Origin of the sequence: Pseudoalteromonas sp. MMG010, from assembly GCF_018100905.1 — a bacterium.
In the GTDB taxonomy this organism is placed as follows: Bacteria; Pseudomonadota; Gammaproteobacteria; order Enterobacterales; family Alteromonadaceae; genus Pseudoalteromonas.
The window spans coordinates 125,797-144,736 of the sequence record NZ_JAGJEG010000005.1 but is presented as its reverse complement, the minus strand read 5'-3'; the positions used below and the strand labels follow the sequence as shown (position 1 = coordinate 144,736).

At 36.1% G+C, this 18,940-nt stretch carries 13 protein-coding genes; 3 read left to right on the top strand and 10 right to left on the bottom strand.

Annotation, left to right across the window (positions count from 1 at the left end; all coding sequences use genetic code 11):
• Positions 1-158: 158 nt before the first annotated feature.
• Positions 159-632, top strand: a complete 474-nt coding sequence (locus tag J8L70_RS07615) for a hotdog fold domain-containing protein (RefSeq protein WP_211054945.1) — start codon at positions 159-161, stop codon at positions 630-632.
• Here the strand turns inward: J8L70_RS07615 and J8L70_RS07610 are convergent, their stop codons facing one another.
• From J8L70_RS07610 to bcsR, 9 genes are all read right to left on the bottom strand, one after another.
• Complete coding sequence (locus J8L70_RS07610; protein WP_211054944.1) at positions 633-1,124, bottom strand: polymer-forming cytoskeletal protein; 492 nt, start codon at positions 1,122-1,124, stop codon at positions 633-635.
• The gene (locus J8L70_RS07605) at positions 1,114-2,268 is read right to left on the bottom strand and encodes a M23 family metallopeptidase (RefSeq protein ID WP_211054943.1); all 1,155 of its coding nucleotides are present in this window, start codon (positions 2,266-2,268) and stop codon (positions 1,114-1,116) included. The genes J8L70_RS07610 and J8L70_RS07605 overlap by 11 nt, the downstream gene beginning before the upstream one ends.
• A gap of 302 nt (positions 2,269-2,570) precedes the next feature.
• Positions 2,571-4,067: a peptide MFS transporter gene (locus J8L70_RS07600; RefSeq protein WP_211054942.1), complete on the bottom strand. Its 1,497-nt coding sequence runs from the start codon at positions 4,065-4,067 to the stop codon at positions 2,571-2,573.
• 344 nt (positions 4,068-4,411) lie between these two features.
• Positions 4,412-8,233 carry a cellulose synthase subunit BcsC-related outer membrane protein gene (locus J8L70_RS07595; RefSeq protein ID WP_211054941.1) on the bottom strand — a complete coding sequence of 1,274 codons (3,822 nt, stop codon included), beginning with the start codon at positions 8,231-8,233 and terminating at the stop codon, positions 4,412-4,414.
• Complete coding sequence (gene bcsZ, locus J8L70_RS07590; protein ID WP_211054940.1) at positions 8,224-9,354, bottom strand: cellulose synthase complex periplasmic endoglucanase BcsZ; 1,131 nt, start codon at positions 9,352-9,354, stop codon at positions 8,224-8,226. Before bcsZ ends, J8L70_RS07595 begins: the two co-directional genes overlap by 10 nt.
• On the bottom strand, positions 9,354-11,588 hold the full coding sequence (gene bcsB / locus J8L70_RS07585; RefSeq protein WP_211054939.1) for a cellulose biosynthesis cyclic di-GMP-binding regulatory protein BcsB: 2,235 nt from the start codon (positions 11,586-11,588) through the stop codon (positions 9,354-9,356). Before bcsB ends, bcsZ begins: the two co-directional genes overlap by 1 nt.
• The gene (gene bcsA, locus J8L70_RS07580; protein ID WP_211054938.1) at positions 11,569-14,253 is read right to left on the bottom strand and encodes a UDP-forming cellulose synthase catalytic subunit; all 2,685 of its coding nucleotides are present in this window, start codon (positions 14,251-14,253) and stop codon (positions 11,569-11,571) included. The genes bcsB and bcsA overlap by 20 nt, the downstream gene beginning before the upstream one ends.
• Positions 14,250-14,963: a cellulose biosynthesis protein BcsQ gene (gene bcsQ, locus J8L70_RS07575; RefSeq protein WP_211054937.1), complete on the bottom strand. Its 714-nt coding sequence runs from the start codon at positions 14,961-14,963 to the stop codon at positions 14,250-14,252. The genes bcsA and bcsQ overlap by 4 nt, the downstream gene beginning before the upstream one ends.
• Before the next feature lie 2 nt (positions 14,964-14,965).
• The gene (gene bcsR, locus J8L70_RS07570) at positions 14,966-15,163 is read right to left on the bottom strand and encodes a BcsR/BcsP family cellulose biosynthesis protein (RefSeq protein ID WP_211054936.1); all 198 of its coding nucleotides are present in this window, start codon (positions 15,161-15,163) and stop codon (positions 14,966-14,968) included.
• Positions 15,164-15,271: 108 nt separating this feature from the next.
• Here bcsR and bcsE point away from each other — a divergent pair, with 108 nt between their 5' ends.
• On the top strand, positions 15,272-16,876 hold the full coding sequence (gene bcsE, locus J8L70_RS07565) for a cellulose biosynthesis protein BcsE (RefSeq protein WP_211054935.1): 1,605 nt from the start codon (positions 15,272-15,274) through the stop codon (positions 16,874-16,876).
• A 166-nt stretch (positions 16,877-17,042) separates the two neighbouring features.
• Complete coding sequence (gene bcsG, locus J8L70_RS07560) at positions 17,043-17,501, top strand: cellulose biosynthesis protein BcsG (RefSeq protein ID WP_211054934.1); 459 nt, start codon at positions 17,043-17,045, stop codon at positions 17,499-17,501.
• A 168-nt stretch (positions 17,502-17,669) separates the two neighbouring features.
• Here bcsG and J8L70_RS07555 read toward each other — a convergent pair whose 3' ends face one another.
• Complete coding sequence (locus J8L70_RS07555; protein WP_211054933.1) at positions 17,670-18,881, bottom strand: DUF642 domain-containing protein; 1,212 nt, start codon at positions 18,879-18,881, stop codon at positions 17,670-17,672.
• Between the last annotated feature and the right edge of the window lie 59 nt (positions 18,882-18,940).

Below are 18,940 nucleotides of genomic sequence, written 5' to 3'. Positions count from 1 at the left end.
TTAAATGCTATTTTAGGGATCTGTCTGTTAAAAAGGAAGGGCTTATGACCCGTGTCACTGGCTTGATTAAAATTAATTTAAAAAAGACGTCGTATGTTTGCTTTTTTAAACTGGTCTGATGTGTTAACGTCAGGTTATAAACTGACAAGGAATATTTTATGAGTGGTAAATCATCTTTATTAAAAACATGGGAAAAATTTAAATCACTACCTTTTGGACACTGGCTTTTTAGTAAAGCGGTTTGTTTTAAAGCCCCTTATTTTGGTTCGATGAAACCCTATGTACTCGATTTAAAAGCAGGGCATTGCAGTGCGATGGTTAAAAACCGACGCAGTGTACATAATCATATTGGGACTATTCATGCTATTGCACAATGTAACTTAGCTGAGTTGTGTGCCGGTGTAATGGTTGATGCAACGGTGCCTGTAAAAACCCATCGTTGGATCCCTAAAGCGATGACCGTACATTATTTAGCAAAAGTTGATACCGATGTGACTGCCATTGCAGAGATTGACGTGCCGAGGCAATGGATTGATAAAGAAGATTTAATTGTTCCGGTGAAATTATATAATACCCGCAATGAATTAGTATTCACTGCAGATATCACTATGTATATTACCGAAAAAAAATAATTACTTTTTGCTTGGAGCCGGTTTATTTACAAATGATAAACCGGTGTCGTCATCATTTATGAGTGGCTTTACTTCGCTATCTTGAGCGTCTTTTTTTGGTGGGTTTAAATCAATGTTTTCTTTTTCAAAACGTTGTTTTAAATTCCCTTCTATTTCGGCACCGGCTTCGATACTGAGCGTGTCATGAAATACGTCGCCATGAACGTGCGCGCTATTTTTAATCGTCACTTCGCTTGCATTAAGTGAACCGATTATTTTTCCTTTAACAATAACGCTTTTAGCTTCAACAACACCTTCAACTATCCCTGTAGTGCCTATAACTAGATGTTGTACCTTTAAATCGCCGTCAATTCGACCGTCAAGTTGAACTTCGCCTTGACTGGTTAAAGTCCCTGTTAATCGAACATCTTGAGAAATAATAGAGGGTGTACTGTTAGTACGTCGTAAAGAGGTATTAGTTGTATTTTTATTCTGCTTTTTTTTACCGAACACGAGAAAGCGCCTTTGTTATTTTTAGTGGATTTATATGATTGCCATCAAGTAATACTTCGTAATGTAAATGCGTGCTGGTGCTACGTCCTGTACTTCCCATTAAGCCGATAACATCATTTTTAGCAACGATTTGACCCTTTTTAACTTTTATTTTATTTAGATGGCCAAAGCGAGTAACTAATCCATTTTTATGTTGAATTTCAATAAAATTGCCATAACCCCCGTTACGACCCGCTCTTAAAACTGTGCCATTCGCAGGGGCAAAAATTTCGGTCTTATGCCAACCTGCTAAATCAACGCCTTTATGAAAGGCCTTACGGTTGTTCATTGGATCTTTTCGTAACCCATATTGGCTTGAAATATAGTACTTAGCTTTTTCTAAAGGCAATGCATTAGGTAATTCAGTTAAAAAAGATTCGAGGTTATTCAGCGCAAGTAATTTATCAGCCACGGTTAAAAATGATTTAGGCAATTTACTCTCATCAAAATTATTATAAGGTCCGCCTTGTGCCACAAGTGGTTTTGTTTGCGCTAAATGCTGTGCTAATGCAAGCTCTAAACCCGCCCCTTCAAGCATATTCAAAATGGTTTTGTGGCGGCTTTCAATTTGCTTTTCTAGGTATAAAAAGTTGTTTTGATAAGCTTTAGTTAATTGTTCATATTTTGTCGAAAATGCATCTGAATAGGTGAGTGCTGCTTGTTTGTTTGACGCTTCAACTAAGGGTTCATGAAAATCACTCTTTTCGTCAATGGGAATAGTGAGTTCATTAATAGAATCAATCGTTTCGTTGCTAATAGAAGCTGGTAAAGATTCGATCATACTTTGTAGCAGTATTTGTTTTTGTTCTAATATAGCAAGCTGTTCACGTTGTTGTGTTTGCAGAGCCTTTTGTTGTTCGATTTGATGTTGCCAAAGCGTTTGTTTGGTTTGTTGTGATTGCTCAATGTGTGTGATTTTATTTGTTTGGTTATATATTCTAAAGCTAGAAACGGTTACCCAAATTAAAGTAATACACAAAGCCAATATAGTGAAAAGTTGTAACCAAGGCGCTAAAACAAGGTGCTTAACTTCCCCATTTTGGCGTATAAGCAATTGGCGAGTTGGAAAACATCGATGATAAAAAGACTTTATAAATAATGACATACTAAATATACAACTGACTATTAACCAGATTAAGATACCAACTTGGGCTGAAAAAGCCAGTAATAATTTTTACATATATATTTAACCTTGTTATTTGCTTTTATAGCTCATTAATTTCATTGCATAAAATACACGTTTTGGTGATTACATTATATCTTGCATGCCTCACTACTAGGGGTATTTAATAGGTGTTTAAACATGACTTTGGCATGTCGTTCTTTTGGCTTACGGAATTTTTTTATTGCAATAAAAAAAGGCAAGCGCTGAGTGCGCTTGCCTTTAGATATTACTATTAATACGACTTAAGCTGTTTCTTCGTCGTTTAAGCCTTGTTTTTCCCATACTTTAGCTTTAAAGCTAATCAGTACTAATACAATACCAATGCCTATACTAAATAGCGCAATTTGTAAGTATAAATTAGGGATTTCGTGTACGTTCTCAGGATCGAAGTTACCAGCTAATAGGCCTGCAATGATATTGCCTATTGAGTAGGTTAAAACGAATACGCCCATCATTTGACCAGAAAAACGTTTAGGTGAAAGCTTACTCACTGCACTTAATGCAACTGGGCTTAAACAAAGCTCACCCACAGTATGTAAAAAGTAAGTTGTAACTAACCAATAAGGAGCCACTTTAAGACCTTCAGCAGCATATTGTGCAGCCATAAACATAACTAAAAAGCCAGATGCCATAATAATTAAGCCAACAGCACATTTAATACTGTACGACGGTGAAAGCATGCTTTTAGATAAGTTAATCCACAGTGCGGCAAAAAACGGCGATAAAACAATAATGAAAATGGCATTTAGTGATTGAAACCATGCAGTGGGTATTTCAAATGTACCAATAAAACGATCGGTGTAATCACGGGTAAATAAATTAAGTGATGAACCGGCCTGCTCAAAACCAGACCAAAAACAAGCTGATGCGATACAGACTAAGAACAATGCCCACATACGTCTTTTTTCAGCTTCGTTTAAATTACCATTGAAGTAAATAAGGCCAAAATAAACAAAAAAGATAACGGAAAAAGCAACTGCCACGTAACCTGCAATGACAATAGGGTTAATTGTTATTGCACCTGTAGAGGCACCGACAACAACCCCGACAACAACTGCTAAAAATGCACCAATGGCAATCCAAGTATTTGATTTACCTTTTGCTGAAAGAGGATTTGCAGGGAGTGAACTATGTGGTGGTAGGTTTTTTAAGGTAAAGTGATATTGGATTAAACCAATACCCATACCGACAGCTGCAGCACCAAATGCCCAATGCCAGCCTACATTTTCCATAAAGTAACCACATACGTAGTAACCCACAATAGAACCAAGGTTAATACCCATGTAATAAATTGCGTAACCACCATCTCGGCGCTCATCGTCACTGGCATAGAGTTGGCCTACCATTGCGCTGATATTAGGCTTTAATAAACCCGTACCGATAGCAACAAAAATTAAGCCAATAAAGAATGAGTTATCGTGAGGTATAGCTAAAATTATGTGACCACACATAATAACAATACCACCGTACCAAACTGCTCGTTGGCCGCCAAACAAACGGTCAGCTAACCAACCACCGGGCAAGCCTAAAAAGTAAACAGCACCTGTGTATAAGCCGTAAATAGCAGAAGCAGAAGCAACGGTAAACGCTAATCCTTGTTCTTGTAGACTGGCAGTCATAAACAACACGAGCAATGCTCGCATTCCGTAATAACTCATTCTTTCCCACATTTCAGTGAAAAATAAAGTAGATAGTCCCTTAGGGTGGCCAAAAAAACCACTGTTTGGAGCTGAACTCATAGTTTATTCCTAACTCAATAATTGTTGTTGTTACGACCTTATAATTTTATTTTATACATTCGTATCGTTATATAGTTGAATGCTTGGTCGTGTAAGTTTTTATGTAATTAAGATAATGGTTGATTAGATAAACCCTGTTAATAGGCAATCGCCAGCCATTATTTTAGTTACAGTTGGCACCGAGTATACCGCTCAAGGGCAAGAAGGGGAAGTACTGCAAGTTGTATCTACTGTTTGTTGAGATTAGTGAGGGGGATTAAACACATACAGCACTTGGTAAAAACGTTTATTTTAGTGAGGTACATAATGGCAACATTGAAAAAAAAGATGCCATTATGTCGGTGTTAATAATCTGAATAAGGGATTATCGGCTCTGCTGGAAATGAGAGCTGGCCATAAACGGGATCAAAGAAATAACGTATATACAGCTGGCCTGAGTTTGGTTCGTAATAATCGGCACGTTCTAGTGCGAAAGCGCCCCCAAAAAACCAATGAGGCGTGATTCTATATTCAAAACTACCTTCGAGTTTATAAGATAAGCCCGTTCGCGAGCTTGCCTCGAAAACAGGGCTAATACCTGTTTCAGATTCTCTTAAAATCGCACTGGCTTGTAAAAGAGGATCGTTTGGAAAATAGTTACTTGCATTTGTATCACTTTTTGCCACGCCTAAATCCGTTTTAAAGCGATAAACAAAATCCTCGCCCACCCTTGCATCGTAAGTGAAAGGCAATGAAATACCTATGTAACTTTGCGGGCTATAGTAACCTCCATGGCCATAAGTTTGTTCACTTAAGTTATATTGATAGGCCCAATGAAATAAGTTAACTCCGAGAGTAAGCTCGCGTTGTTGATTTTTAATTGCTTTATAAAATGCTCCCCCCATTAAACGATAGCGCTGGTTATCTAATACATTTAGCCCTGCATAAAATTGATAATCTATAGCAGACCAAAGACCCCATTGCTCATTGATATTATATCCACCATTGAGAGTGATACCAGTTGTGCGTACTCCTCCCCAAACCGAGTTTGTGTTGACATCGGTTAAGCCGGCATATGACAGTACCGAATCGGTGACAGGGCGTTTTTCTAGCTCTATTTGCCAGTTAAAATCGTTAAAGCTATCGGTGTATCTAAGCCCCCAAACAATATCTTCAACTAAAAAGCCTAAAGGAGTGGTTCCTATGTCAAAACGCCAATGTTCATTTTCCCATCCTATACCAACATCTATCCCATTTTGTTCAGGCGTTATTTCACTTTCATTGCAGGTGAAAATACACAAAGCTCCTTGACCATATTGGCTACCAGAGGTGAGTTGGTCAAAATAGTTAGTTTGTGCTTTCAATGTGATCGGATCTAATTTTACAAACCCATGTCCTTGCCATAAGGGGAAATAGCCTTCAATTGGAACCATTGTTGTATCGGTGGTTAATTCATTTTCACTATTAGATTGATTTGAAAAGTTAACTCCAACCGCAATGTAGGCTTGATTTTTCTTACTTTGTTCTATTAGTGCTTGTTTAGCATTCGTTATATACCAAGGAGCTGTATCATCAATAACCGATAACTCGGTATGTAATTGGGTTTCGTTTAATGGGACCTTGGGTGAGAGTGTTTGTTGGTACCACATATTTGCAAGTGCTTGGTTATGATATGAATCAGCCAGCTTTGCTGCCAAATAAGCGAGCGCTTGATCGTCAGGGGCATTATTTACTAGCTGTTGAGCATAGGCAAGCGCATGAGATTCATCGGTCAGATCAAACAAAGAAGACATTATTTGCTGTTGAAAATAACTTGGCTGCGAGGCACTTTGGGCTACGACATCTTTGAGTATTGGTTGTGCCAATGTTGGTTTATTTAGCTTTTTATACGCTTTTACAATAGACAGTTGAGTATCTGAATTAAAAGCCAGATTTTTTTGTATTTTAGTTTGATAAATAATAGTCGCAGTTTCGTCATTACCTAACGCTAAATGGGTTTTAATTAGTGCAGCCGCTGTTAAAGGGTTTTGTTTATAGGTTTGATCTAATTGATTGAGCTTTGCTATGAGCTCACTCCCTTTATAAAAACGAGCATAGTAAGCATTAGCGAGTGTAATATATTGATTAACTTCTTTTTCTGATGCTGAGTTAGCGAGTGTGTAATGTTCAAACCATTGCATTGTTGCCGTGCTATCAGCATGTTGTAATAACCATTGGCCATATAAATTATGCCAAAAGCTAGCAAGTGTTGGTTGTTCTTCTAATGCACGCTTTAATAAAGATATCGCTTTTAAGTTTTCGTTAATTTTATACCAGCTTTGAGAGAGTTTTGCTTTTAATAACGGGCTTAATGGTTGTGCTTGTAAATAACTCAGCTGATAAATAATTTGATTTTTATCATCCGTGCTCGTCAAATTGTCTGCTTTGGCAAATAGCTCAGTGGTTTTTAACTGCTGAATAAGTGCTTTAATATCATCATCATGAAGATTTTTTGGCAAAGTATTTAAACTTGTTAATGCTTGCGTGTACCTCTCAATACTATTTAGAAATAGCGCATAGGTGTAATGCAAAGTAGGGTGGTTTTGATACTTAGTTAAAGCCGTTTTATATAAGGCAAGCGCTTTGTCAGTCAGGCCTTGTTGTTGATAAATTAATGCCAGATCATAATAAGGCCACGCTTGTGATGGAGCCGACTTAATACTGTACTGAAGTGTTTTTATTGCTTGATCAACATCTGCATCTTCAATTGATAATTGTGCGCTCTTTCTTAATTTACTACTTAATGCTTGTTGGTATTGTGATTTAACAATAACTTGTTGTTTAAAAGCTAAGTTATTATAAAAATTAACCATATGGCGCTCATCTTCATCTCGCTGCGTAATAGCGAGTAAGGCCGTTAATGCATTTTTATTTTCAGGCTCAACGTTTAATAAACGATAAAAAATAGTTTCGGCTTGGGCGTATTTTCCCTGAGCTACAAATAACTGTCCTTGCTCAAATAAAACGGTGTTTGGTGCAAGGTTAATCGTACGCGCTAAGTTAATTTTGAGTTGTGCTTTTGTAAAATCACTTTTTTTAGTTGCCGCTTTTGCTTGTTGAATATAAAGCCAAAATTTAGCGGTGTTTGCGAGTGTTTTTAGCTCAGATGTCTCACTGTTTTGTACGGTATATTGCAATGCTTGATTAAAGTAAGTGAGTGCTTGCTGATTATTATTACGTTTTAAATAAAGCAAACCTAAGCTTCGTAATACTTTGCTATCGGTATTGCGGGTTTGGTAGGCTTTTAGTAATAAAGGCTCTGCTTTGCTTAAGTTATTTTCTTCAAGTAACTGATTACCTTTAAGCCAGGCTTGATAGGCAGGATCGGCTAATAAGTGCTGTTGTTTATCTAATAATGATTTGAATTGAGTAAATGCATTTTCCCCTTTATTACTAAAAGGGTAAGCAGATAAATAGGATTGATAGCGAGAGTAAGTATGCTCGTTAATAGGCATGTTTTGCAATGCATTTAACCAAATATCTTCTACTTCTTGTGTGAAATTATCTGCATGACGATAGTTATTGAGTATATTAAGTGCCTTGATATTATTGGGGTTTTTTCGTAATAGGTGCCTTGCGTAAGCAATGTCTATTTGACCTACTTTTTTAAATTTTAAGCGCAGTTGCATATAGCTTCGATTTACAGCTTGCCATTGTGATAAATCTTGAGCTTGCCAATCTAAATGCTGTAATTGATAGGTAAGAGTAGGGTAAGTGCCATTAAATATTTGTGTATATAACGCACTGGCTTTTTCAAAATCGCCTTGTGCCGCATAGTTTTTGGCTCGCTCTACCGTTGCTTTAGCCGTGGTAGAGATTCGTATTAGTTGTTCTACTTTTTTTACACAAGAATGAGTTGTGGCTAAATGCTTTTGTAAATCAGTATAAATATTTTTTGCTGTACCTATATTGTTATGAGTTAATTCATAATGAGCCTGTGCACACAAGGTTTCTATACGCCGAGGTGCAATTGCAATTAACTTTTGTAAGCTATCACTTATTAATGCCTCATTTTGCTTGGCTTCACCTAACGCTATTTGGCTCACTAGCCAATGCACTGGATCGCTATCAATATCTTTACTTTGCACAGCATAAAGACAAAACGAGCTAAATAAAGCACATAAAATAAGGTATGGCCTTACTGACATTCATTACTCCATTTAGGTTGTAATGTACCTTTCTTGTCAATAGTAAAACGTTGTTCGTCTGCGCTGGTACCAAATAAATATAATACGCTGTCGTAGTAGTTTTTTTGCTTAAATTGTGCTGTTTTAGCTAGTGATTGTCTAATGTTGGTAGCCGTGCTGCTGTTTGTGTCGTTTTTTAATAAAGGCAGGAGGGCCGCATTAAAACCAGCAGGACCTACACCATCGACTTTCCCGCTCAGTGAATAGGTGTTGAGTGGTACGTATCCTTTATTTTCTATTTTAGCTATAAAAGGCTGAAATTGTTTTATTAGCTCTACTTTATATGCAGCGTCATCTGCCATCATACCTGCCCATAAATAATTTCTTATAGCGTTATAATTACCGATGTCTGTTGTACTTTTATCAAAGCTAAAGCCTTTATTTTCGTCGAAATAAACCCAATCAGGTGACACACCATTTTGACTGGTTTCAATAATTACTCTGGCTGAGCTTTTTTCTACTTCTTGCCAGACTGAGTGCGGGTATAACTCATTAAACTGTCGGTAAATAAATAATGGTGAGTAGCTCGGGTTTAACCTGTATCGGCCATTATCTAACTCAAACCCTACAGGCCCCGGTAATAAGGTAACCCCTAACCCTGGGATAAACAGAGTTTCTTCACGGATAATTCTTTTTGCCATAACCGCAGCGAGGACTTCATATCTACGATCGCCCCATAATTTTGCTGCTTGAGATAAGCTATATGCTATCCACAAATCAGAATCTGAAGCTGGCGTCGAATCTAAAATACGGCCTACTTTACGGTTATTTTCACCCCATTTCCAAGCTGGTAAACGGGTACTTAAATCACCTTCGGCTAGATTGTCTTGTGTCCAATCTAATAATTTGTCAAAGGTGTATTTATCATTACTGATCAAGGCAAAGAATAAGGCGTATGATTGACCTTCTGAGGTGGTAATGTTTTGCTTACTACCGAGATCAATAACGCGACCATTCTCTGTTACAAAATGAGATTTAAAATGCTCCCATTCAGGCCATGCCCCGCACTGCTCTAGGGCAGCAGTACTGTTAAATGAAATGAATAAACTAAGCAGTAAAAAAGTGCGTTTAAAATAATTCATTATTCGTCTCCCTCAGCTAATCGTTTTTGTGTCAGTACTTTTAATATTTGCCATAAGATAAACGAAATGAGTAATAAGGTTAAAATAGACAGTAACGCCAATAAGATTGGGTGATCAGATAAATGGAACCAAATTAACGTGTGCACTGGTATATAACCGACAAAGTATTGATCATCGGCTTTTAGCGTAGTAATACGTTGGCTATTGATGATTGCTGCACTTCCTTTAATTTGATTTAGCTTTTCAGAAGATAATAAAGTGTCATTTAGTAGATAAAAGGCATCAGAGGTTGAGGCTGTAAGTGACACGATTGAGCGATCAGAATCAAATGGAGATTGATAACCACTTATAATAGCCATATCACCACTACTGGTTAAATTAACTTGTACTTTTTCTGTATTTGAATTATCAAATTGACCATTATACAAAGCGTTATCGATTACACGTGCAGTATTTTTTAATAATACGTTTTGTGTTGTTGTATCAGCTAACTGCGTTGAAGTTGTAATGATTAAAATGTCTTTATCAGTGTCTGTTATATCTTCAGATAAGTAATTTATCGTTAACTTATTTACAGGGTGGCCTGTTATTGCACCAAAGTGACCTGCTGTATTTAATAACGTTGAAATGGCGTGAGTTGAGGCCTTTTTTTCAATTAAAAATAACGATTGTTGTAAGTCTGCATATTTTGTAAAAGGAAAACCGCTATGAGCAAAAACGTTTAAATCGGGTAGGGCAATATAATGGTCAAAGCCACTGATATCAATAGTTGAGCTACCTTCAATTGCACCAAACTCTCCACCTGCTGGGACAGAACATTGTCCTTTTTCTTGTGAAAAGCCAAACTTAAAGTCAAATTCAAAGTCATTACTTTTAGCTAAATCTATACCATCTAAAGTAAATGCATTGTTAGTTTGTGTCGCGTCTTTACCTGTAATTAAAGGAATAAATGTGTCTTCAATACTTTGTGTTGTACCATCAGAACTCAGTAAGTAACCATTAATATATTCTTTATTAATGAGGATGTTTAAACGTGACGTAATACTTTCATTATTTGGTGTATTGCGATAAAGCAGATTTAACGGAATGCCTTTTTCTCGCCACGTAAATAAGTCTGGTGCAAAGCGCATGCTCAGTTTTACTGGTGGAGCATTTAATCCTGTTGATTGTAATTGCGTTGGATAGTCAATTAGCTCTTCGAAACTAACAGCTCGATCACTTCTTATCCAGCGCGGGGCATCGTATGCTTTGCGTAATGCGATGGGTTTTATTGAATCAATACTAGCTGTACGGCCGGTCATTAATTGATGTCCAAATACTAATCCGGTGACGGCCGTTTTTAAATCGGCATCATCACGTCCTAATATTAATAGTAATTTATTATAGCGATTTAAAGGGCTTGAAATTATTTCAATGGTTGGCTTATCAACATCTGGGTAATCGGCTAAAAAACTAGGTTTAGCATTGTTAGTGGCAAAAATAACGCTATGTTGCTTAGGTGATGTGTCGATACTTACTGGGAATTTCGCACCGCGCCAGTCAGCTTGAGATCCAAACCAGCTAGAAAGAGTTGTCGCTGCCTCTAGTGTTGTTTTACTGGGTTGAGTTGCAAAAACAAATGGAAGGTTTAGCTGCGAATAATCATTTTTATCGAAAAAAGGTTGTGGTAAGTATTCAAGGTGGCTATCGATAGCTAACGACTGTTGATTAAGAGTTATATGGCTTGATTTATTAATTTCAGTCCAAATGGTTTTACTAAAATAATCCTGACATGTTAAATCATAATAACCCACTAATTCAAAACGTATTTGGTTGAAATCCTTAATAAATTTTGCATTTAAGTTAATGTCGTGTGTGACGGCATTTTTCGTAATACTTAGCTGTTTGTTAATTGGTAAAACGGTGACTAAGTTATCGTTAAAATAGACTTTTAAGTGCGAGACATTATCGATTAAAGAAGGTGAATTACTATATGAAAAATGCAGTGTTAAATCTTTACTCAATTTATCGAAACGGTTGGTAAAATCAACATAGGCATTTTTATTGACCCCGTCAATTCTGTAACCATTAAAACCCAGATCACTAAACTCTAATTGTAAACTAGACACCTGAGCACTTTCAGGATAACCGTTTACAAATACAGGCTTATCAGTTAAGTAATTCGCACTGTGAGAAGCGAAAGACATACATATAAGTACGATAGGATAAATTGTTTTAAGCCACGTTTTGATCATAATTATTTTGCGCTTTTGGTTTTGTAGGAATAAATGAATGTATATATGTCAATACACTCGTTATTAACTTAATGATTGGTTGTAATGGTTTTGGGGCATGAAATAATAAATTTTTAAATCCCCTTAAACTGGTCTTTTGTACTTCTTTGAAGCTATATGAAGGGCGATCATGCAAAAAGTTATTTTGCCAATCTAGCCATGCATCAGCTCTTGAAAAAGTACATTGTATGAATGCTTTTTGCTCATCTAAAGATAAATCTTTTAATGTTAATCCCATTTGTAGATCACGCGTATTACATATATGCGCACTAAATGAAAACTGTTTGTTGCCTCGATACATAAGTAAGTCAACTTTGTCGTTAACTTTGCACAAATGTTGGTGTTGGGTTTTTATACCTACGCCATTATCTGAATAATCTGTTATTTGTACTTTAATAGTATGGCCATTACTTAGTCTCATGGCTCCAGAGAAGTCTGCTTTTATTCGGTGCGACGTTCTGACTTGTTTTGCCTCAGCGGCCACCGCTACAGCAGCTCCTAAAATAATTAAATTATAAGCTGCCCAACACATACTAATAAGCAACACGGAAATTTGCGTTGGGTCTGATAAAAATAATCTAAATATACCAAAAACCATTCCTGCTAAGTTAATCCCTAACAGGACTAAATAAGGTTTAGATATACTCCAATCGTAATGCTCTTTATCATTTAACCCCCCTTTTTCAGTGACATTAAACTTCCCTTTATTAGGATTGAATAAAGCCACTGTGGTAGGCTTTAAAATATACCAAGCCAGAACAGACTCATAGACTTCGCCCCAAAATGAATAGCGATATTTGCCTTGGATACGTGAGTTAGTTGCTTTTATTTGTATTAATGTAGGTACAACGTAAATAAATATAGCGATAAAAGGTGCATAAATTATATAGGCATTAAAAAAGATTAATGCCAGCGGAGCGGTTAGAAAAACAATGCGGGGAACACCCGAAAGAAAATGCAACATTGCATTTAGGTAACACAATCTTTGTGCCGCCCCTAACCCTTTACCTAACAGTGGATTATCTAATCTAAAAATTTGTGCCATGCCTCGTGCCCAACGAATACGCTGACCAACATGTGCTGATAAACTATCTGTGGCAAGCCCTGCGGCTTGTGGGATATTTATATAGGCCGTTTTATAACCTGCTCGTTGCATTCTAAGTGCGGTGTGCGCATCTTCGGTAACGGTTTCAAATGCAAAACCGCCGATACTTTCTAATGCTTCTCTTTTGAGTACAGCACAAGAGCCACAAAAGAAAGTAGCATCCCACATATCATTACCATCTTGAATCAAGCCATAAAAGAGCATATTTTCGTTTGGAATTTGACTGTGGTTATTTAAGTTTCTTTCAAAAGGGTCTGCTGAAAAGAAATGATGAGGGGTTTGAACTAAACATACTTTACTATCTTTTAAAAATTGCCCCATAGTCATTTGTAAGAATGAACGAGCAGGGATATGGTCGCAATCAAAAATAGCAATATATTCACCATCAGTGTAGCGCATTGCACTGTTCATATTACCTGCTTTGGCATGATTGTTATCGGGGCGAGTTAAATAGCCAACTCCCACTTGTTGTGCAAATTCACCAAACTCAGGTCGCTTTCCATCATCAAGAATATAGACATTTAATTTATCTTGTGGCCAATCAATACTCATTGCAGCAAGGGTTGTCGGCTTTACCACACTTAATGGTTCGTTGTAGGTCGGAATATATATATCAACGGTTGGCCATAAATCGGTGTTTTCTGGTAAGGCAACCGGTTTTCGCTCTAGTGGATTAATAGTTTGAAAAAAGCCAAGTATTAATACTAGCCAAGCGTATGTTTCAGCAAGTAATAAACCTATGCCTAAACCAAGTGCTAAAGGGTCGTCCCAGTTGAGGGTTTCGGTGTATCGCCACCACAAATAACGCGTTGATGTTGTCACTGATAAAGTGATCATAACAATCGTCGCCATTTGGCCTTTTATTCGCCTAAGTGAATACGCCACAATAAGTATAAAGCTAATAAATACAGCTTGTGCTTCTAAACTAAAAGGAATGGTTATAAAAATAGCGAGCAGTAGTAAAGTCAGTGCAAAAATAGCATATTTAACCATTTTGTTTTGCCATATACGTGCTTGTGCAACGTGATAAAAAGCACTGTTTTTTCTGGACGTTTTATTTTTAGAAAACAGGCGTTTAAAGAATTTTCCGATTTTTAAATCTATCCATTTAAATTGTTTAAATAAATAGCGAACCCAAAAATGAAAGTAATGTGCTAACCGCTTTTTTAAGTAACTACTTTTATGTGTGTTTTTAAACAATAGCAAAAATAAGCTTTGTAAGAGGCAACGTAAGGCATTGGAATATAAATAGCGTTTATACGGCGTTTTTAAATGTGGGAAGTTATTTTTTAAAAAGTGTTTATTTTGTTTTTTTTGATTATTAAATTTAAACAGTAAACTAAATGAAAGCGTGAAAAAAGGTAATAAAAAAGCTTCCAGTGCACTCATCTGGTATTGTTTAAAGTAACAACTAAATTTAAATCGTATCAAACGCGCTATTTTATCTGTAAACACGATACATAGAATCAAATAAATGAAGTGCTTACTTTGGCTTAAGTGCTGCGATTGGAAATATTTCATTTTGATACTTTACTTACAAGCCAGCCCGCGAGTGTTTCAAAGTCGTCTTTAGTAATGCTATAAGGGGCGCAATTAATAGCGACGTTTTTATACGCAGTCGATTCTTTTATGACTTCATCATGATTAATAAAAAAAGGTGTAATAAGTGGCATTGTTGATTGCCATAAGCTATACAAGTCAAATTCAATGACCGAAGATGAATTATACTTATTAACGACAAAGTAATGTTGCCAAACACTTTTTACCTGGCTAAGCAGCTTTAATTTTTTATACATAAAACTATGACATATTGCATCACAGTTAACTAAATCTAAAATAATATCACTTTTATTGAGAGGAAGGTCTGCTAGATTAATGTTTGCTGGACAATCGAAAAGTAGCCATGCTTTTTTTTTCACTGCATACGCAGATAAGTCATTTATAAGTGAAGAAACACTTAGTTCAGGTGCTGAGTTTTCTCCATAGGGTAAAAATACAATGCCTTCATTATCTACAAATGCACATTCACTCACATCGTTAAAGTTTTTAGCGTAACTCCAGCCTGAGTTTTCGCCCCAGGGGAGGCCAAAGTGCAGCCCTAAATCATTTTTACAATCAAGTTCAGCGACCAGTACATCTAAGTTTGATTTTTTTAACATACTAGCTAAGTTTGCGGCAACGGTCGTGGTGCCAACACCGCCTTTAATGCCTTTTATAAAAATTCTAGGCACAGTTACACCTCATCCACGTTTTTTAAGATGAAAGTGGTTTGGATTTCTTTTATCAGCGGGTATTTTTTAATTGTTTGATTGTTTTTATAGCTATCAGTGATTTCAAGGTACTGCGTGCTATCACCACCAAAACGGTTAACTAAATTATCTATATCGCTTTTTGTTAAAGTATATATACTTTTAAATTCAATGTTTTGCATAATACCCCGCGTTAATCGATATATTTTTGTATTCAATAAGTGTACAGTAATTTAGTATTATATAAATAGCAGTTTCAATAAAATTAACAAAAATTTAAGGTAAATATTGTGCACAGATTTAACATTGATGGTTTGCAACCTGCAGCGCAAGAGTTGGCGAATCCTGGAGGGTATATTTTACTATCGCCAATTAATGATTTGGTACTGGATTATGCGCTTCAAGCAGTTAATTATGTTGACGATACGCAAAATGTTTTTATGCTTGCACAAGAAGCCGATGTTTTTTTTGAGACTGATTATTCTCAATCACTTATAACGTTATATGAATCGGGTCGTCTACACCCTTTCTCTTTTTCCGAAAAATCCTCAACCACAAGTGTTGATGTTGTTCTATCTGGGTTAATTAGAGAGTTAAGTAGTTATCATAAAATCAAACACTCACTGACTATTTTACATTTTAATTTTAAAGATTTAGCTAGTTTGAGTACGCAAAACTTCGAATCATTAATAGTTAAACTAAATCGTTTTGCTTTAAAATTTAATATTACCCTGTTACTGCTGTTAACTGGACCTGATACGCCTCGATACCGTGAACTTTCAAAAAGCTTAAATAGACACTTAAATGGTATTGCTTTTATATATAAAGATTCTTCAGTAAACATGATTGATTATGATTATTGGAGTCATAAAAAAGGGGTGTTGGCGCAAACACAATATACATTTACAAAAATAAGCTCTCATATCGTTGCTGAAAAACCTCATATAAATGAACAGCTAGTTCATTCTCAATTTCAAGATGAAGATAATGTGTGGTTAGTGAAAAACTGTGTGCCAGAAGGTACAAAATTACCTGCATTATTTTTAACAGTTGAAAATAATGAAGACTTACTCAAGTTAGCAGAAGACTTAAACGCCGCTACATTAGTGTTTAGCGTTACACGTTATACCGATCTTGTTGCGCTGGCTAAAATGTGTTTTGAGTTAAGAAATAAAGGTGGGCGATGGTTAAAGTTAGTTATTCAAAATGTCGATGGCATTATTCGCCATCAAGATGAATGTTTATTCTTAACATTAGGTGTAAACCTTATTTTGTATAGCTATTCTGAGCCTTCTAGGTTGTTTTCACAGATACAATCAATTCAAGGTTTTCAGTTTTCACGTCAATTACCAAGTAATGTTGATGAAATTTTAACTGAAACGGCAAGTTCACTTGGCAAAGGGTACCTACCATTTTATGAATTTATACAACAGGTAGAAGAAAATAGTGAAGCTGCTGTAAATTTAGGGATCAGTGGAGTATTAGTTTTACTAGAGTTATTACCACGTATCGAAGCGATACACCCATTGCATTTATTTCATATCAAACGAGAGGGGGATATAATAAGTGCCGCGGGGAATTCGGTCTATTTATATCTACATGCATGTAGAGAGCATGATGTGGATAAAGCGATAAAACACTTATTTAAATTAAACTTAAAAGAGTTTTTTACTCAAACAGAAGTTATTTCAGAGCACTTTTATATTCAGCAATCGTGTAAACAACAACGCAAGCTATTTGCTGGGCAAGATATTCCCGATTACACAAACCAGTTAATGGAACATATCTATTCACCGAGTGTAGGCAAGACTACTGAGGAAGCCCCAGTAGAATTTAGAACATATGAAAGACCTGCTGCAACACGTATAAAATTACAGGTAGAAGATAAACAATGAGTTTTAATCAGTTTTTAATAACCGCATTTTTTGCAGCTATAGGGGGCGCATTGTTGTGCTTAATAGCTTCTTTAATCGTTAAAAAAGTAAAAACGTACTATAAAAAAATAACTTTTAAGCATGAGTACTTAATACCGTACAAATATGAAAATAAGAAGGATAAATCGTGAAATTAACTGGACTGGGTATTTGGAACCTATATTTTTTAATTAAATTTGCGTTAATGTATTACGGTATCATTAACTTTGATGTCATAAAAAATGCCGCTTTTTTTGCTTTGTTAGTGATTGCGGTTCCATCTACACCATTAACAAAAATTAAATTATGTGTCTGTGTGGTGATTGCAATTGCATTATTTTACATAGAACTCTTTGCTATGAATAACACCGTTGAGCAACATTCGATAGACAACACCTTAATATTACTAAAAACCCTGTTTAATTTCGATATAGTGCTCATTGTATTCACATTGAGTATTGTCTATTGGTATTTATCTCAGTGGGTAAGATTTACGAGCGTAACGCTGATACTTTTTGTGATAGCAGCTATTTATGGGCAAAGTTATATCAACAGTATTCAGACAACGGTTTCATCTGACGTTGTTGAATTAAAAAGAGTTAAATAATACCTATAAAAATAAATACATACATTGCACTGTTATGAATAAACGACGTTCTTAACGCCATAAATACAGTTATGTTAAGAACTAGAGCATTAAAGCTTTAATTCTGTGAGCAATAAACAGAAATAAAAAAGGGTTAGCAATTGCTAACCCTTTTTATTTAACAATAGATTATTGGCAGATACTGTCACTAACAAATGTTAAGTCATTGATATGGTCAGGGCCTTCCATTACAAAGGTCGGCTCAGCTGTATTTTGATCTAAAGAGTAAATCTTAGCATTCTCACCGCTTACACGACCAGAAACAAAGATTGTACCTTCATCTGAAACTGCGATACCTGAAGCCCAGTTAATACCGTGCTCACCAACAAGAGAAAGGTCAAGCGAACCTTCATCTAAAGTATACAATGCTTTACCAGTTAGTACGTAAAGTACGTTGTTATCAGCTGAGTATGCAATATCACCATCAGAGAATGAATCACCAGGGTAAGTTAATTTGCCCAGTACAGTTTTAGCACCTGTTTCAAGATCAAAATCATACATGTAAGTTTTGCTTGTAGCGCGAAGCGATAAACCGTCTGGTGTTACAGCAGAGCGGTAGATTGGGTATGATACCGTTTGGTTAACTAATGTTTGTTCTTTAGAAGCAAGGTCATACGCTAATACTTGAGACGCTTTGGTTGAGCTATCAAGTTGTTCCATAAAGTATAAAACGCCATCTTTACTTGCAATATTAGACGCAGTATTGTTAACACCGATTAGGCTAGTTGATGAACCTGTTTCTGTATCAAGGTGGTAAATAAACCCTTCGCTTGCAGAGCCAAATTTATTCATGCCGTATAAACCAGTCGTTACATCACATACCGCTTCTAGTTTAACATCATCGATGAAAGCACCGTAAGAGTCGTCAGTACCTGTACCAGCAAAAGTTAATACACTAACATCATCAGCACCGGTTAAAGTTACTGTGTGTTGTTCCCAGCCAGGCGTTGATGAGTTTAATTCAGCAACGACTTCGCCATTCCATAATACTTCAGCTGCATTCGTATCTTCGTCATCAGCAACGCGTGCAGAGTAAGAAAAGCTTAAGCTGTACGTTTTACCAGCTTGTGTCGCAATAGTTTGCTTGATGCTGTAATTCTCAGTTGAATCTAGTTCAATGTATTGTGTGCCTTCTACAGCATCAATAATACCTAAGCTATTCGTTTGAATTTCTGCTTGTGCATTGTCACTACGTTGCCAGCCTGAAATTACATCTACTAACGCCCACTTTTGTGAAACAACATCCGTTTCGAATGACCCATTTTCTACCAAGTTAGTATTTGCTGTCGCAAGGCCTGATACAACTAATAGTGGTAAAGCAGCCAGTTTAAATTTTTTCATTATAATCTCCTGTTAAAAAGTAATGATTACTTTTGTTAACATAATATTAATATTCATTG

Coding starts and splice junctions, on each gene's coding strand:
- J8L70_RS07615 (WP_211054945.1), top strand. CDS start 159: ATGAGTGGTAAATCATCTTTATTAAAAACATGGGAAAAATTTAAATCA.
- J8L70_RS07605 (WP_211054943.1), bottom strand. CDS start 2,268: ATGTCATTATTTATAAAGTCTTTTTATCATCGATGTTTTCCAACTCGC.
- J8L70_RS07600 (WP_211054942.1), bottom strand. CDS start 4,067: ATGAGTTCAGCTCCAAACAGTGGTTTTTTTGGCCACCCTAAGGGACTA.
- J8L70_RS07595 (WP_211054941.1), bottom strand. CDS start 8,233: ATGTCAGTAAGGCCATACCTTATTTTATGTGCTTTATTTAGCTCGTTT.
- bcsZ (WP_211054940.1), bottom strand. CDS start 9,354: ATGAATTATTTTAAACGCACTTTTTTACTGCTTAGTTTATTCATTTCA.
- bcsB (WP_211054939.1), bottom strand. CDS start 11,588: ATGATCAAAACGTGGCTTAAAACAATTTATCCTATCGTACTTATATGT.
- bcsA (WP_211054938.1), bottom strand. CDS start 14,253: ATGAAATATTTCCAATCGCAGCACTTAAGCCAAAGTAAGCACTTCATT.
- bcsR (WP_211054936.1), bottom strand. CDS start 15,163: ATGCAAAACATTGAATTTAAAAGTATATATACTTTAACAAAAAGCGAT.
- J8L70_RS07555 (WP_211054933.1), bottom strand. CDS start 18,881: ATGAAAAAATTTAAACTGGCTGCTTTACCACTATTAGTTGTATCAGGC.